This window comes from Kaistia terrae (genome assembly GCF_026344005.1).
GTDB lineage: Bacteria > Pseudomonadota > Alphaproteobacteria > Rhizobiales > Kaistiaceae > Kaistia > Kaistia terrae.
In genome coordinates this window covers 409,966-425,974 of the sequence record NZ_JAPKNH010000001.1, presented here as the reverse complement: position 1 = coordinate 425,974, position 16,009 = coordinate 409,966, and the positions used below count along the sequence as shown (strand labels likewise).

The window sequence follows — 16,009 nt, the reverse complement described above, 5'->3', positions numbered from 1 at the left end:
GCCCAGCGGCCGGTTGGTTCCCATTCAGGGACAAATCAGCGTCGGCGCTATCGACGTGTCCTACTTGCCCGAGGCAGCTAGCAACATCGTCGGGGTTGAAGGATGACGGGAAAGAGCGAAAAGAACCCGCCGGTTAGGGCGAGCACTTTCGAGTGGTTGCCGGCACAGAATTGACCTTTGCCCACCAAGGATCCGGGCGCTATCTGGAATGAACCGCGTTGGGAGATCCGCAAGCAAACACAACGCGGCGCTCTCCGATCCACAGCAGAATTGGACGCCGGTATCTTCGCCTTGATCGAGGCGCGCCACGAGCACTGAAAGCCCTACGCCTAAATCATGCCCGCTGATTAAATCCTAGCATCTATAAACGTTCTGCCACCAGACTTCATGTGACGAACTTTAGATTTAGGTGAATAGGCCTGCGCCTCAGTTCAGTGAAGACCTCCTATCGCGAGAGTCAAGATTGACTGCTTGGCGCAACAGGCTCTCAAAAGAAAGTATCATATCCTCGAAAGTTGGTTGACTGTCTAGGACAGCTTTGCTGTTTAGGCGAAGTCGCGCGTGTAGCTTTTCGTCCTCGACTAACCGCTCAAGTAAGGCGCATAATTCTCGCACGTCTCCAGGCTCGTAAAAAAGCGCATTCACGTCTTCAACGACCATTTCCGGAATGCCGAAAACCGGCGTAGTTATGATTGGCAAATCGAACGCCATTGCCTCAATAATAGTACGCGGCGCGCTTTCGATGCGCGAGCAGCACAACATGATGTCCGCCGCTGCGTAATAGAGGTACGGGTCATCTACGGCACCCACCATCGAGATTCGACCCGAATGAGCCGTCAAGGCAGATATTTCAATAGATACCGCGTCGGAATAAGGAGCAACGAGCGCACCAACAAGATAGATACGCACACGTTGCTTCAAGCTATCCGAAAGTTGAACATAAGCCCGAATAGCGTCGAGTTGCCCCTTTCGTTCACATATCGTCCCTACAACTATTATCGCTACGTCGCTATTGGAGAGGTTGAGACGCTCACGTGCGGCAGTTCGCGACCAGCGGCTCAGCTCATCCAAAAGGCGCGCCTGTGGAATACCATGACGAATGACTTGAAAATTGCGGCGCGTCTCCAGGGCGGACCAAGCCCGCTTCGTCGCATTCGCGACGTAAACGACGCGATAAGCCTTGGCAAACGCCGCGTAGGCTGCAGAGCGCGTTAACTTGGGCAAGTCGTTGAAATAGGTTTGCCACGGCTCGCTTTCGTGCTGATACCAAATCGTTGGAATTCCGTGTTGCGCGCTCGCGGCGGCAGCCCAAAATGTCTGTAGTGTATTCGCTAATACAACTTCGGCGCCCAGCGCTGCAAACAACCGGCCAAGCCCATATAACGCCACATCAAGCGTAGCCTGATTGGAAACGCCACGAAGCGCTTCACCTGCAATAACAACAGGAATACCTGCGGCCTCATAGTTAGATCGGAGAGGTCCTTCAACGGGAGACAGCACGGTGGCACGCACTATTCCCCTTTCGACTAGCCCAACTATAAGGTCGAACAAGACAATAGGAGCCCCCTCGCGGTTGAGATTGTGGCTCACCGCCAGAATGCGGATCGGGGCCTTGCGCTTGGTTTCGGGGCGCGCGGAGGCGATCCTGAAGGATTCGTCCTCGAGCGAAAGGTTACGACTATACCAGCGATCATTCCAGTTTCCATATTTCCTACGGAAGTTAGACTTCTCCTCCGGATCGTCTTGGAAACCGCGAGACTTTCCCTCGTAATGGATTAATTCTGCACTTGGACAATAGACACATGTAAGCCCAGCGAGGACAAGACGGTAGCAATAATCGACGTCGTTGTAGGCAACTGCGAATTTCACTTCATCAAAACCGCCCATCGCTGTGAAGACGGCGCGCCGAGTTAGCATGCATGCTGCGGTTACGGCAGAATATTCACGTGCAGCTCGTATGAAGCCGAGATAACCCCAATCTTGCTGAGGCAGGTTTCGAAAAGCGTGCCCTACCAAACCATCGTGATAGCCGTGGACGATGCCCGCATGTTGGATCGTGCCGTCCTCGTAATAAAGTCGAGCTCCTACCGCACCAACGCCCGACATTTGGGCGTAGCCCATCATTTGGCTCAGCCAGCCCGGCGAGAGTACCTCAGTGTCATTATTGAGAAATAATACGTAGTCCGAAGTGACTTGGCGGACTGCGGCGTTGTTCAGCGCTGCAAAGCTGAAGCGACCGGCTGGATTCCCAATTTTCACAACCCGAATGCTCTGCTGCTCTTGGAGCTCCGCCAGATATGCCAAGGTCTCCGAGTCATCGCTATCATTGTCGATAATGACGATCTCGTAGTCTCGATAGCTGGTCTTCGCGATAGATCCGACGCAGGCCCTGAGCAGCTTCAGCCGGTTCTTAGTCGGAATTACGATGCTCACCGTGGGGCCGCAATCGGGAAACTCGATCTCGAACATTCCCACACGACCTGCCATTGCCCAATCCGGGTGGACGACGTTCCCCTGGACTCCTCGTCGCGACAAGGCATCCGCAACCGCGAGCCGGCCAGCCTCTATGCTCATCGGCTTGGCATCTCCCGATACCGCAGTTGACCCTTCTACCGCACGCCAATGATAGAGAACTTTGGGGATGTGGCCAATTTCGCGCGCACGCTCACTTGCCCTAAGGAAGAAGTCGTGGTCCTGCGAGCCGTCATACTCGCTTCTAAACCCTCCAAGTTCAATAAAAAGCGCCCGACGGACGCTCAAGATGTGGCCAAGATACATGAACGAGAGCAGCAATGCCGGGGACCAACCCGGCTTGAACTGCGGCGCGTAGCGGTAATGTTCGGGGCCAATCTTGTCGTCGTCACTATACACAATATCCGCCTCGGCATGATCGGCATAGTAGATTGCAAGTTCCGCCAAGCAGTCAGGCGTGATCAGATCGTCGTGATCAAGAAACGCAATGACTTCCCCGGTTGCAATAGTGACAGCAGCGTTAGTGGCATTGCTGATGCCGCCGTTCGTTGAAAGGCTGACAACCTTGATGCGATGATCGCGTGCGCGGAGTTCGTCCAGCATCGGCCTGACGTGGGATGCAGGGCTACAGTCGTCAGCCACGCAGAGCTCCCAGTCCTCATAAATCTGCGCCTGGACCGATTCCACTAAGGCAATCATCCACTCCGGAGCGGTATTGTAGACTGGCGTTATCAAAGAAATTCGAGGCAGTTTGCTCCCGCGCTCCGCTAGAGCCGCGCGTAGCTCCCCTATATCTGTGGGAGTCAGCCTATTATTCTCAATCCACAACTCATAGTCGGATTGTCGCGTCGCGGCCTTCGGGCGGATTCTGTCAGAGCCAATGCTCCGGTAATCGGAACTCAGGGCGGAATGGTAGCTACGATGAATGCGAGCCGCGCGAAATCTCTTGCGCTCTTTCGAATCCCAAGGATGTCGACATGCCGCGATGAGGTTGACAAGCAACCTCATAAAGCTCGAGTGAGGCACGAAAAACGCTCCGGCTTAGCATGTAGAATTCCAAGGCTCACGGAGCCGTTGCCTGTCGCCATGCATTCGGCAGCAATTGGAGTCAAGCCATTGACGTCACGCCGCGGAGCGGCGGCAAGCCATGATAGCAGATTGTTCATGACATCAACCTCGCCTGCAAATCTGCCACTCTCTGTTCAAGACTAGCGATCTCGTTTTTGAAGGCCAGCAACCTCGCGTCGAATTGGTCGGACCTAAGCTTATCAACCGTGATTTCTGAGCGGCCTGCATCGATTTCCTTTTTCAGAACAGCTTGATAGCGAGAATTTTCGGATTGAATGCGCCATCGATCCCCCAGCTGCTCGAACCTCTCCCGGACTTTTGACGCAAGCGGCGCTTCGAGGCGGCATAGGTCAAGCACGTCCCGCGGCGCGCTACCGCCAACGGCGAGGACGCCAAGGCCATGTTCGTGCGCGAAGTCAAAATGCGGATATCTATCCTTCAATTCGTCCCACAGCTTCCACACACCAAAGCCGTTCTTCCGCTCGGCGATGTCGTGGAACAGCACCACGGCGCGATCCGACAGTTTCGAATGCCACGAGTTGAAATCGTGACTTACGGCCTCATAGGTGTGGAGGCCGTCGATATGGAGCAGGTCAATGGATCCATCCGCAAAACCGGGAAGCGCCTCATCAAAGCTGGAGCGGAGCAAAGTGGAAAATTCAGAAAAATTGCCCGCATGGAACTCTTTGAAGTTCTCGAAAACCGACTCCGGGTAGCGACCGGCTTGGTCATCGCCCTCCCAGGTATCGATAGCGAAACCCTGGGTACCGAGACCTGACGCCTTTATCTCCATGCAGAAGGCCGAGTAGGAGACGCCGGCATGCGTACCCAACTCGACAAATACCGCCGGCTGCACGGCACGAATAATCCAGCGGGCAAACGGCGTATGCCCGAACCAGGCGCTCGGCTCATCAAGCAGATGCGGTTCCGTAAAGAACACGTCGAGATCAGCATCGACGAGCTTCCTGACAGCTAGGATCGCAGAAGGCACCGGAGGGCGCTGGGACATTTGACTATCTCCGCAATTCCTGGGGCAGATCGACCCGAGCCATTCAGGAAGACACGTTCGGAGCGCCACCTGCACTCGGACGAGCACCCCTTTCGAGATGTCCGCTCCCTGAAACTCGATCGGATGAGTTCGTCGGCTTCTGAGGATCCATTTCTACGTCGTCATCCCAACCGACGCCCTTGATCTTGGGACAGATCATTCCGAACACTCGCTCAAGAGCATGCTGCAATGTGCCGTCTTGCTGGCCTTCCTCATCGGGAAAGGAAGCCAGAGACAGATTAAGCCGCCTGAGAGGCTCGAGAGCACTGCGGCGAACCCAGAACATCGTCCCGGCGAAATAGCTTAGTCGGTTGGAAGCAATACCCATCGTCGCCAACAGGTCGAGCGTCATCGCCTTGTTGACAGACCAGGCAGCGGCCTCATCTTTCCATTCGTTGGGCAATTGGAAGCGGCGAGATCCGATCATTCCGATGTCCGGAGAACGATCAAACTCTGCGACGATGCGATCAACCACGTCGCGGGAGCCTATGAGGTCAAAGACGCTCGCCAGGCGCCAGATCTCACCGAGAACCATGCGTGACCCGCTCATGCCCGACTTCTTGCCATGCAGCTTGCAGATGAGATCGAAGCCGTCGAGCCGCCCTTCGCGAAGCAGTTGGACAAAGGGGCCGACATCGCGACCGCGATTGTCATAGACTAGAACCTCGCTCCCCGGAAATGTCGCTCTCACGCGCTCCGCGAGTGCCGGATTCGGATGGGTCAATGTGAGAATGAGCTGGAACGGACGCTCAATCGCTTCCAGCAACGCCTCGAATTCTGGCCACAACTCCGCGTAGTGCAGGTGAAGGGCGACAGCGATCTTCGGTTCGGCGGTGGGTGCCCGCTCCGGCGCCAGGATCGGAGGACCGTCAAAGTAGCGCGCCAAAGTCTTTTGCAGATTGTCGCTGGCCGGACCAAAGCCCCAACTGGCCACCCCTCTGAGAGCGGTAGCCAATTCACGCCCATCCGATCCGGAGCTGTACAATAGCGGGCGAAGAACAACGCGATGGCCAGGCGACTGATCCAGAAGCGATAGCTGAAATCGCTTCTGGCGACGGCGTTGGCGGAGTATCGCGCCAAGGTCGCTTATTCTCCAGGGACGGATACTGGCAGTAAGGACGTCGCGGCCATCCAACTGCAGCACCAATCCACGTTCGGTGCTTTCCAACAGATAGATCGTCCGCCGGGCACAGGGCACGAAGATCACCCTGTCAGGATGCGCGCCCAGACAAACGTTCATTCGAATAAACGGCATCCGCCTATCCTTGAGAACGACCTCAACGATATAACGGCCCGGCGTGTCGACATGGATCACGCTCAATGCGGCACCTCTTTCGACACCGCGCATCTCAAGTTCTCTCGAATCGCGAACTGGTAAATTAAGCACGTAAATCTCGTTCGATCATACCTTCAGGCCGGCGTCGAATTCAGCTGATTGGCTACCGTTTGATTTGACTACAAACGGTGGAACGCTCCTTCTATGAAACCTATCTACGGACCCACTTATTGATCACTAAACTAAAATTAACGACTGAAATCGCCATCCTTCCAAATAACGAAGAGAAAACACGAACAATCAACAGCTTAATCCCAATTGCCAATACGAATATATTCCAAATTTAGATCGAAATATATTATTGACCAGTCCTGTGCTGGCGTATCTCCCGACATTGTCCCGACATGCGTGCGAATTGCCGAATAATACCCATTGTCCGAATGCTGACCACGCTAAGGCTGCAGCCCCACGAAGCCGAGGTTCGCTTCCTAGTCAATCGAAGCTCAGGAAGGCTGCGCTATCACCCGCGCTCGCGTTGCCAATGCACTTGATCGTCAGCCCACCGGGCGAAGCCGTCAGCGCGCTACGAACAAATCGGGCACTGGTGTGCGCTATCCTGAAGACGTCTATCGACTGACGAACCACAGAGCCTCGTTTTGCACATCGGAGGTCCGCGACACGCCGATGAGATTTTCAAACAGCAGATTGACTCATACACCAAATCTATACGGCGATAGCGTGGCAAGACCATTTAGATGAAGCACTAGAGCTCTCCACTCTCCGAATGATTGCATCGGAATGCGTCGTAAATTCGTAGCTTTGGTGAGATCTCATCCGGCCTGCAGATCGTCGTTCGCCTCCGATATCTCGCCAGGCTATCGAACTGATTACCCCATTTTCGAGAGAAACGTCATAAGTACACGCTCTCGTTGCTACTGTAGCCGAAGCCGTTGCTTCGACCGCTTTTTCGAGATCTGCAACGATTCCGAACTGGGCCGTCACCGCGATGGTCGCGAAGGCCCAAAACGAAAGGACCCGCCGGTTAGGGCGGGTTCTTTGTAGACTGGTTGCGGGGACAGGCATTGGCCTTTGTCGAACCAGCGCTCCGCTGTCAACCGGATCTCTCTTCGCCCAACTGGCTTGAGTGGCTTGCGACAGCAGGTGGGACCGACCGTTATCGCCAGCCTGTCGGCTAATCCCGCCGGGCAAGTCCACGCAGAACGCCTTCGCCGAGAGCCTCGACGGGTGCCTCCGAGAAGAATGGCTCATTGGCACGCCGTTCTCGACACTCAGCAAGAGCTACCCTCCCCTCATGGAAAGAGGATTGAAACCGCCACAGACCTACTCTCCCCTTGCCGACATCCACCCGCAGAGTTTGTACAGAAATCTACGCTGGAAAAGCAGGCCGCAGGAGGCCAGGAAGAGAATCGTGGACTCTCCCTCAAATCGTAGAAAAAACGGGCGTCAGATCAGACATGTTGACCGAAGACGATGACACGTGATCATCGTCTAGGATAAATTTGATTGCGCCTATACTGATCAGTAATTTAGATCATTTCTTGTTCTAGACGTCCAGATAACCAAAGAGTATTTCGTGCCCGCGGTCACTTCGCGCCCCTCGTGCCCGTGGGTCACTTGTCCAGGCCAAAGAACCATCTTTCCGACAGGCGCATATTTCGTGCTGTATTGCTGCCGATGGAACCAGGTATCGCCACCCTCATAGTCGTCATTCAGCTTGACGATCCCGGACACCATCGACGCATCGGTATGGCAGGATAGGCTTGCCTGGGTATCCGGCGAATATTTGATGATGAACGCGTCCCGGAGGCAGATCATCCGCATCGGCCACCAATACTTTTCAATGATCTTGTTCAGGTCGTTGGCGAAGTGGACTTCGAGCTTGTTGAAGAGATTGATATCAAGCGTGCGCAGCCTCAATTCCTGAGCCGGGAACTTGTCGCCATACATCGACTTCCACTCGCCATAGTCCTCCGCCATGGCGATGAGCTTCCTGCACTCCGCCGGATCCAGGAAGTCGGTGAGAATGATTTCGGGGCCCACAACGTCGAAGGCGCCATTGGTCCCGGTAAACTGAATCTGCTTCCGGCTGATGCCAAGGGAGGCGCCTAGATTGGTGAAGCGGCGCTTGTCAGCCTTGTCACCACCGCCATGCAGGATGAGCGGGCGGCGATCGACGGTCGTGTTGAGGATCTGCTTCTCTTCCGTGATGGTGATGTCGGAGGATGCGGCGGACACGCTCTGGAAAAGTCTGGCTTCGGTGTCGAGAGCAACCTGGATGTCGCTCCCTCCCTGCGAATGCCGGAGATAGGCCTCACTCAGATAGGTCTGGTCATCGTCGTCGTCGGCAAGCGGGGCCGACAGGAATTCCCTCAAGCTGGCGGCGAGGCCGACATAGGCGCCGCCGTTGAGGTATCGATCGCCGCTTTTCGTCTCCGGGAAATGGCCGGACAGATCCTTTTCCGACCGCCACTGCCTTTGGGCCGCAAAGAGGATATCGACCTCTGCCTCGAAAAATCGCTCGGCGATCTCATCGAGGGGAGCATTGACGAGCGTGTCATACCCATCGACGAAAAGAACGATGTTGGCGTCATCCAGTCCCGACAGAAATCGCTTGAGCAGATTGATCTTCAGCCCGCCCGCCTGGCCGGCTCGCCATGGAACGTTGCTTCCCAGATTGAGCACGGGGACCTCAAATTTCCTGGATGATTCAATCAGAATGCCTGCGCGGCTTACATCCGTCGCGACAGTCACCACATGAAAATTCAAGTCCATCGCCGATCCCCGTTCCCTTTTAGTGAGCTGCCTGGACCGCGCCCGGGCGGCTGCGCCGGACGCGGCCTTCCCACAGGCCAATGCAGAGCATGACGGCGCTCGTCAGCCAACCCGCGATCAGCAGGTTGGTGTTGAGCAGGACCGGAATCAGGACCGCGAGCACCAGGGCGCCGACGATGTGCGAGACCGGAACGGTGCCGTAGACTACCTTCTTGTAAATCGCGCTGCCGGCGAGATAGAGGATCGGACCGAGCGACAGGATGAGGCCGTAGGCAAGCTTCACCCCCTCATGCGGGTGCGCCATGACGAGGTCGTTACCGACGGCGGTCGCAATGATGCCAGCGATCAGGATGGCGTGAACATAGTGGAAGGAAGCGCCGATCCGGCCGGGATCGTCGGAATGGGTGATCGCATCGGTGGCGTCCTTGCTCGACGTCCCGAAATACAGCCACCACATGGCGAGCGTGCCCACGAAGGTCGCGAGCATGGCCGAGATAACCGAAACGTCCCACGTTTCCGTGCCGGCCAGCATGGCGCCGGTGGCGAGCAGGGTTTCACCTAACGCGACGATGACGAAGAGCTGGCAACGCTCGGCCAGATGGCCGCCTTCGATGGTCCAGTCGCGGGTCGAGGAGCGGCCGAGGCCCGGAAGGGCGAAGCCGAACATCGGCGAGACATATTCGCAAAGCACCGCGACGATCCAGAAGCCGACGCGCATCCAGGATTCCGACAGGCCGCCGGCGATCCAGAAGCAGGCCGAAATGACGAGCCAGCCCAGCATCCGCCGGTAGTTGGCGGCGAGCGGATGATCGCTCCCGAGCGAAAGCAGGATGAACGCCGTTCGCCCGACCTGCATGGCGACGTAGGCGCCGGCGAAGACCAGGGCGCGATCCCCGAAGGCGTCGTCGAGCGCCGAGGCCATCACCAGCGCCAGCGCCATGCTGGCAAACAGCAGGCCGCGGATGGGCGGGGTCTCGGGGTTGAACCAGTTCGTGACCCAGCAGGTATATTGCCAGCCGAGCCAGACCGCGAACCACAGGATCAGCGTCTGCAGGATGCCTGTCGGCGTCAGATCATGCAGCAGTTCGTGGCTGAGCTGCGTGACGGCGAAGACGTAGACGAGATCGAAGAAGAGTTCTTCGTAGGTGACGCGGGCATGGTGGCCGTCGCGCCGGCGCAACAAGGAGTGCTGGTTGGTCTGTTCGCTCATGTTCGTCCTCTCACCGTGCCAGCCGCCAGAACGCCACGCCGGCGAGAATTGCCGGGATCGCAAACACCAGGACCAGAATCGGCAATTCTTCCCTCATCGAATAGCCAGCGCGGGTGACGCCGACCCAGAGATTGATTATCGCGATCAGCGCCCAGATTGGGATGAACAGCTTCACAGCGAGCGCGAAATCGGGCGCCGCCCCGCCCCAGAGCTTGCCGAACAGCAGGAACAAGCCGAGCAGCACGATCCCACCGCCAATGACCAAAACCACATGCATCGCCATGTCCTTCTCTGCTCGTATCCAGCCAAAAAAGACGCCGGCCCTAGTGGCCGGCGTCTCGTTGCATTCAGTCCTGGCCTTGTCGGGCGGCTACCACTTGACGCGGAAGCCTGCGGTGCCCTTCAGGTCGTAGCTGTCGGCGACGTTCTGGAGACTGGTGTTGACCGAGCCCTCGCCATAGATCGAGTACTTGTCGTCGTTCCAGTCATAGGAGCCACCGAGGCCGACGCCGCCCCAGAAGCGGTCGTCGCGGCTGGCAAGCGTCGCACCGGAGACATCGACCGAGGTCCCGTCGAGGAACTCGTAGTAGAGGTTGGCGATGCCGTAGACGTGGCTGCGCGACACCAGGCCGTTTTCGCCACGCCAGGACTTGTTCTGGTCGAGCGACAGGCCGAAACGGCCACGCAGGCTGTCATTGTTGAGCAGCGAGATCGCGGCGACGTCCTCGCCGCCATAGGTCTGCGTGAACGCGTCGAAGTCGACCGAGGAGTAGACCAACTGGGCCTGCGGCGTCAGCGACAGGTCGTTGTTGAGGCCGATCCGCTTGCCGGTTTCCAACGACAGGGCGTAGCCGGTGCCGTCATTGCCGGAGGCAAGGTTGCCCAGCACGTCCGAGCCGAGATCGCTGTCGTACCAGCTGACCTGTGCCTGGCCGTCGACATAGAAGCCGCTATTGCCATACCAGGTCAGCGTGCCGCCGAAGCCGGCGCCATCGGTGCTGATCGAGCCATCGCCGAACGAGGACGTGATGTCCGCCGATGCATGACCATAGTGGCCGGTCACGGCGCCGATCAGCTTGCCGGACTCGTTCTCGAGGACCGAGAAGTCGACGCCGGCCTGGAACTTCAGCGTGTCGAAGTCGTAGTCGGAACCCGTGGTCGAGACGGCGGGATTGATCGAGGTATGGGCTGCCTCGATGCGACCCCAGATGCCGCGACCCTCGATGCCCGACAGGGGCTCGCTGGCCAGCTTGGAATCCGTGTCCACCGCGCCGCCGCTCCACGAGCGGTTGCCGACGCGCTGCTGCAGGGTCGAGAGGCTGTTGAGGCCGAGCAGGACACCAGCATAGGCCTCGAAGACCGGCGCGCCGGGCTGGTAGAGGAGACCGCCCGGGTTCGAGCCGGTCGGAGCGAGCTGCGAACGCAGGTACCAGTCGCCATCATCCGGGTTGGAGATACCGTTCTTCCAGAGCGTGTAGCCATAGGCGCCGCCCAGCACAGCCTGCTGGCCGGCGATCTGATAGTCGCCGATCAGCGAGAACGCGCCGTCCGAAGCACCGGTGACGTCGATGATCTTGATGCCCTCGACCGTCTGTCCGCCCAGTCCGCCGGTGTTGTTCACCCCGACGCGGGTGGTGCCTTCGGCGGTGCCGCCATTGAAACGCAACAGGTCGGTGATCGAGGTGTCGTCACCGAGCACGGTGTCGATCAGGATGGCACCGCCATCGCCCGAATACTGCCCCCCGATGGTCAGCAGGTCGCCGGCAACACCGACGCCAGCCGGCGTGGAGAGCGAGACGAGGCCGTCATTGTGGAGGCCGCCCAGGATCAGGACACCATTCCCCGCCGCGTCGCCGCGGGAATAGAACGTGCTGGTCGTATCGATCGACAGGTTGCCATACGAGTCGTAGTCGGGGTTCTCGCTGACATCGAGCACGGAATTGTGCAGGAAGATGCCGTTCGACATGTCCGACGCCGCGCCGACATCCGTATCCGTGCCGGTCGAGAGCTTCAGCGTGGTGTTGTACAGATTGATCGAATCCCACGGGCCGAGTGCGTCGGCATCATAGGTGCTGTTGGCGTCATAGACGTTCAGGGTGTCGCCGAGCGTCTTGCCGCCATAGAGCGAGGTGATGCCGGAGAAGCCGCCATGCAGGTTCAGCACGTCGACGCCCGCGCCGAGATCAATGCGGCCGACAATGCTGTTGGAAGCCTCCGAGGCGTCCCGGATGGTAACGATGCTGTCGCCATCGGCGTTGTAGATCGCCGCGTTGCTATCCGCCTTGACGGTCGAGCCGGCAAGGACGTCGATCTTGGTCAGAACGCCCGGGTCGGTATCCGTGTAGATGCCCCAGCCGCTGCCAGCCTTGATGTTGCCGCGGGTGACGATGGTGAGATCGTTGTTGACGGCGTCGGGATCGGTCGGGTCGACCGCGTCGGAAACGTCGGTGACATAGATGCCGTTATTGCCGCCCTGGGCGTTGTTGACGTCGAGGTTGACGTCCTTGACGTTGTTGTTGTCGAGGAGGAGCTCGATGGCATCGTCGCCGGCGACGATCGAGTCGGTGACCGTGATGTTGACCGAGCCGTCGCCGCTGTGGACGACATTGATGCCGTCGTCACCGGACGTGATCTTGTTCACGTCGAGGGTGAAGTCCTTGGTGGTCGCCGCCGTGTCGATCCAGACGCCGATGAAGCCGGAGTCGATGTCGTGGGCGGTGACGGAGACGTCGCCGCTGCCATAGGTGTCGAACCAGATGCCGTTGCCGGTCGTATTGGTGATGTCGTTGGCGACGACGGTCGTGTCGCCGGTGCCACGATGGACGAAGCGAATGCCGCTGGCGCCGGACTCGATGTTGTTCGTCGTGATCGACAGATCGGTCGTGTTCGAATTCGTGTCGATATTGATGCCTTCGTTGCCGGCATCGATATCGCCGACATCGATGGTCGTCGCGCCCGCGCCAGCGCTGGCATCCACATCGATCCAGATGCCGTTGTCGTCGGCCGTGATGGAGTCGTGCACCGTGATGTTGGTGGCGCCGTTGCCGCTGGAGAAGCCGTAGATGCCGTTGGCGCCAGTGGACGTGATCTTGTTGACGTCGACGGTGAAGTCGTGCGTCTGCGCACCATTGTCGAAATTGATGCCGTTGCTAGCCGCTTCGATGTCATGGGCCGTGACCGAAATATCGCCCGTGCCGGAATTGCCGACGATATTGACGCCATAGGCACCCGCGTTGACGTCGTTGACATCGATGGTCAGGCCGGTGGAGTTCCCGCCCATCGGGGCCAGGATACCCGTGCTGCCGGCCGTGATGACACCGTTGGTGGTGATGTTCATCGAGCCGGCGTTAGCGCCGGACATGTAGATGCCATACACGGTGCCGTTGATCGTCGACTGGTTGGTGTCCGTGAAGGAGATATCGCCGGTGCCGCTGCCCAGGATGGTAATGGCGGTGCCGTTGGCGTCGATACCGAAGCCCGGATCGGTCGTCACCGTCGTCGTGCCCGAATCATTGATCACGATCGGCGCGTCGGTGCCGGCGGCTCCGGCCGGACCCGAGCAGGCAAAATTGGTGTTGTCGGACGTGCTGCACGTGCCGGCAAGGGCTGCGGAACCCGAGAACGCGACGACTCCCAGCGCGACCAGTCCGGCCGAGGCAAGGTGGGGTGCGACGCTGCCGACAATGCCCTTGTACTTCACCATGCGTCCACCCCTGACGAGGAAGGAGCGCCAGCCGGCGTCCTGGCTTGAGCGCCCCCGGGAATGTTCGCTGGCAGGGGTTGCGGGTGTGTTGGGCATGCTGCTGTCCTGAACGTTTTGGTGATGATGAAAGGCGTCGGGCGGGACGGTGACGGAAGCGCGGAGCTATCCGTTCGACCGGCCGAAAAGCGGACGTTGATATCGGGCGTGCGGACCGCTCGAAGGCGGCGGAGGCAACATCTCGACGTGGATCGAAGAGAAGCCAGCGGTCCCCTCGATGCCGGATACGTCATGGGTATCGAGTGGAAAGGATGGGGCATTGGCCGAAGCCCCCACGGCGAAAATGGGCTGGTCAGGTTGCGGCGAACGAACGCGGTTCGGCGCGGCAAGTCCTTTGAACAGATCTCGGCTCATTACGACCCCACCTGCAGGCCAGGCTGTCACCGCGGATTCCGCAATGCGCCTCGCTGCATGTCTCATTCGAATCCGCCAGTGCGAATTCTTCCCCGTTCCTTAACTAGTTGTCAGGACGAGTCCTCACAATTTCAGTAAGTTTCAGATCCTATCACTGCCTGACACCTGACTAAAACTTGTGCGTGGGTGGCCTAAATCATTCTCTAGAAAATATACTTTGCGAAAACTCGAAAAGGCGGTCGATCTTACTCAGGAAAGGCGAATCCCTGGCCACGGATTGCATGCAAAGGCAGCTGCATATCGCACTTCTCGGCCCGCCGGCGCAGGCGGCTCGCAAGGGTGTCCAACTGGGCATAATTGAAGTCATAGATATCGGCGCCGAGGGCTTCGACGAGGGCGCGGCGTTCGACGGTCTGGCCGCGTTCCTCGAACAGGCGCGCGAGGAATCGTTGCTCTGACGCCGTCAGGCGGAGACGATGGCCCAGCCCATCGGTCAGCACCCAACCGCCTTCCACCAGCGCCCATTGCGGCGTCTGCTCCGGCGAAGGCGCGATCTGGCGCTTGACGCGCTCATTGAGCGAAACCAGCGTGGCGGCAAGCTCGCGAATGTCGATCGGCTTCACGAGATAGGCGTCCGCGCCTTTTTCAAGCGCATTGACGCGATCCTCGACGGAACCTCTTGCCGTCGCCATCACGATGCCCACCGATTGCGAGGCCCGCAGATGGCTGGCGATCGACAGGCCGTCCTCGCCCTCCAGGCCAATGTCGAGAATGACGATATCGGCCGGCTTGGCCGCAAACGCCCGGTAGAGGGCCGCCGCGTCGCGAAATCCGTGCACGTTCAAGGCTAGTCTCGTCAGGCCGGCCAGCATTTCCTCCCGGAAATCTTCATCGTCATCGACGAGATAGACGAGGGGAGAGAGGGCGACGCCACCCTGCTTGAGTGCTTCTCCGGGCATTAACGGATCTCCGACGCAACAATTTCAATGGTTCGATGGGTGCGTATCGCGACGCCTCGCCAGGGGACTGGCCGACTATCCGCGCCGTTCGCGAACGTCGTCCCCCGTCAACTGTCTCGATGCCATGCATCGATCGTCATGATTCTCCGGGTTCTTTCGCCGGCACGTCGGAACCCGCCGCTTTCGGACCCGCATCCTTCTGCAGCCGGCCATAGATCGGCGCCTTGAGCGTCCGCTTGACCCGGTGGTTTGCGTCGGCCTTCGAAAGGCCCGACGGAGAGACTCCCTTCAGATAGTTCTTCTGCCACTTCTGTTCTTCGGTCAGTTCATCCCCCATCTGGAGGCCGGCATTGAACAGGCGGCGCTCGCTGTTCCAGATCTTGTGTTCCCTGTGGAAATCCGGATCGTCCTCCATCGGCAGGATGACCGGCTGCACTTCTTCGATGGCGACGCTCGGTGTCATCGTGATGAAGCAGAACGGCTCGCCCTTGGCGAAGGTCACGGCGCCTGGGCGGGTGAATTTCCAGTTCATGGTAAAGCTGAAGGGAAGCCAGTTGGTTTCCACCAGGCCATCGAGCGGATGAATGCCATCCTTGATTCGGTTCGGGCCGCCGCGCGCCCAGACCATCCAGCCGGGATCTGTCCGAAAGACATAGCCGGGATGGAAGGTGACGATGCCATGCCCGAAGGTCGAAGAGATGAAGCGATGTGTAACGCCGGGCTCGTGCACGCGGATGATGATGTCGTTCTTGCTGTTGTAGCCGGTCCAGATGACCGTCACTTCGTGCGGATTCAGAAGCTCCCAGCCGGACGCGTTTGCGATCGATAGTGGCGTGCAGCGATAGGCGAAATGCTCGTTTGTGGCGTCCATCCAGTCGCGTTGGCCCGGCGCCTGGACAAGGGCTGGCGGATTGGGCGACTGAATCATGCATTCTAGGCGGGGCGTGGCCATCTTCTGCTCTCAACAGTTGGCGCATGAAGTGTCCATTGCCATGCTGGCCCGGCCATTTCAGCTTCCAGGAAGGTTTGCGCATTGCCGGTCCGATGAGCAAGTCCTGCGCCAAGCGCC

General features: G+C 58.7%; 10 protein-coding genes. 1 reads left to right on the top strand and 9 read right to left on the bottom strand.

All coding sequences use genetic code 11. The annotated features are described in order from the left end of the window. Positions 1-426: 426 nt before the first annotated feature. The 3 genes from OSH12_RS02050 to OSH12_RS02040 form a co-directional block, all read right to left on the bottom strand. On the bottom strand, positions 427-3,480 hold the full coding sequence (locus OSH12_RS02050) for a glycosyltransferase (protein WP_266342427.1): 3,054 nt from the start codon (positions 3,478-3,480) through the stop codon (positions 427-429). Positions 3,481-3,634: 154 nt separating this feature from the next. After that, positions 3,635-4,549, bottom strand: coding sequence for a class I SAM-dependent methyltransferase (locus OSH12_RS02045; protein ID WP_266341834.1), 915 nt, complete (start codon positions 4,547-4,549; stop codon positions 3,635-3,637). Between the two features lie 43 nt (positions 4,550-4,592). After that, positions 4,593-5,936: a rhamnan synthesis F family protein gene (locus OSH12_RS02040; protein ID WP_266341833.1), complete on the bottom strand. Its 1,344-nt coding sequence runs from the start codon at positions 5,934-5,936 to the stop codon at positions 4,593-4,595. A 1,072-nt stretch (positions 5,937-7,008) separates the two neighbouring features. Here OSH12_RS02040 and OSH12_RS26230 point away from each other — a divergent pair. Continuing rightward, positions 7,009-7,359, top strand: coding sequence for an integrase core domain-containing protein (locus OSH12_RS26230; protein WP_380223888.1), 351 nt, complete (start codon positions 7,009-7,011; stop codon positions 7,357-7,359). Positions 7,360-7,403: 44 nt separating this feature from the next. Here the strand turns inward: OSH12_RS26230 and OSH12_RS02035 are convergent, their stop codons facing one another. The 6 genes from OSH12_RS02035 to OSH12_RS02010 form a co-directional block, all read right to left on the bottom strand. Continuing rightward, positions 7,404-8,657, bottom strand: coding sequence for a 2OG-Fe(II) oxygenase (locus OSH12_RS02035; protein ID WP_266341832.1), 1,254 nt, complete (start codon positions 8,655-8,657; stop codon positions 7,404-7,406). 19 nt (positions 8,658-8,676) lie between these two features. After that, a complete protein-coding gene (locus tag OSH12_RS02030; RefSeq protein ID WP_266341831.1) occupies positions 8,677-9,867 on the bottom strand; it encodes a low temperature requirement protein A in 1,191 nt (396 codons plus the stop codon). 10 nt (positions 9,868-9,877) lie between these two features. Further along, the gene (locus OSH12_RS02025; RefSeq protein ID WP_266341830.1) at positions 9,878-10,150 is read right to left on the bottom strand and encodes a hypothetical protein; all 273 of its coding nucleotides are present in this window, start codon (positions 10,148-10,150) and stop codon (positions 9,878-9,880) included. An 87-nt stretch (positions 10,151-10,237) separates the two neighbouring features. Further along, positions 10,238-13,666: an autotransporter outer membrane beta-barrel domain-containing protein gene (locus OSH12_RS02020; protein ID WP_266341829.1), complete on the bottom strand. Its 3,429-nt coding sequence runs from the start codon at positions 13,664-13,666 to the stop codon at positions 10,238-10,240. Positions 13,667-14,226: 560 nt separating this feature from the next. Continuing rightward, positions 14,227-14,940 (bottom strand): response regulator transcription factor, encoded by a 714-nt coding sequence (locus tag OSH12_RS02015; protein WP_266341828.1) that lies wholly within the window; start codon positions 14,938-14,940, stop codon positions 14,227-14,229. Positions 14,941-15,076: 136 nt separating this feature from the next. Next, the gene (locus tag OSH12_RS02010; RefSeq protein ID WP_266341827.1) at positions 15,077-15,868 is read right to left on the bottom strand and encodes a DUF6065 family protein; all 792 of its coding nucleotides are present in this window, start codon (positions 15,866-15,868) and stop codon (positions 15,077-15,079) included. Positions 15,869-16,009 lie beyond the last annotated feature (141 nt).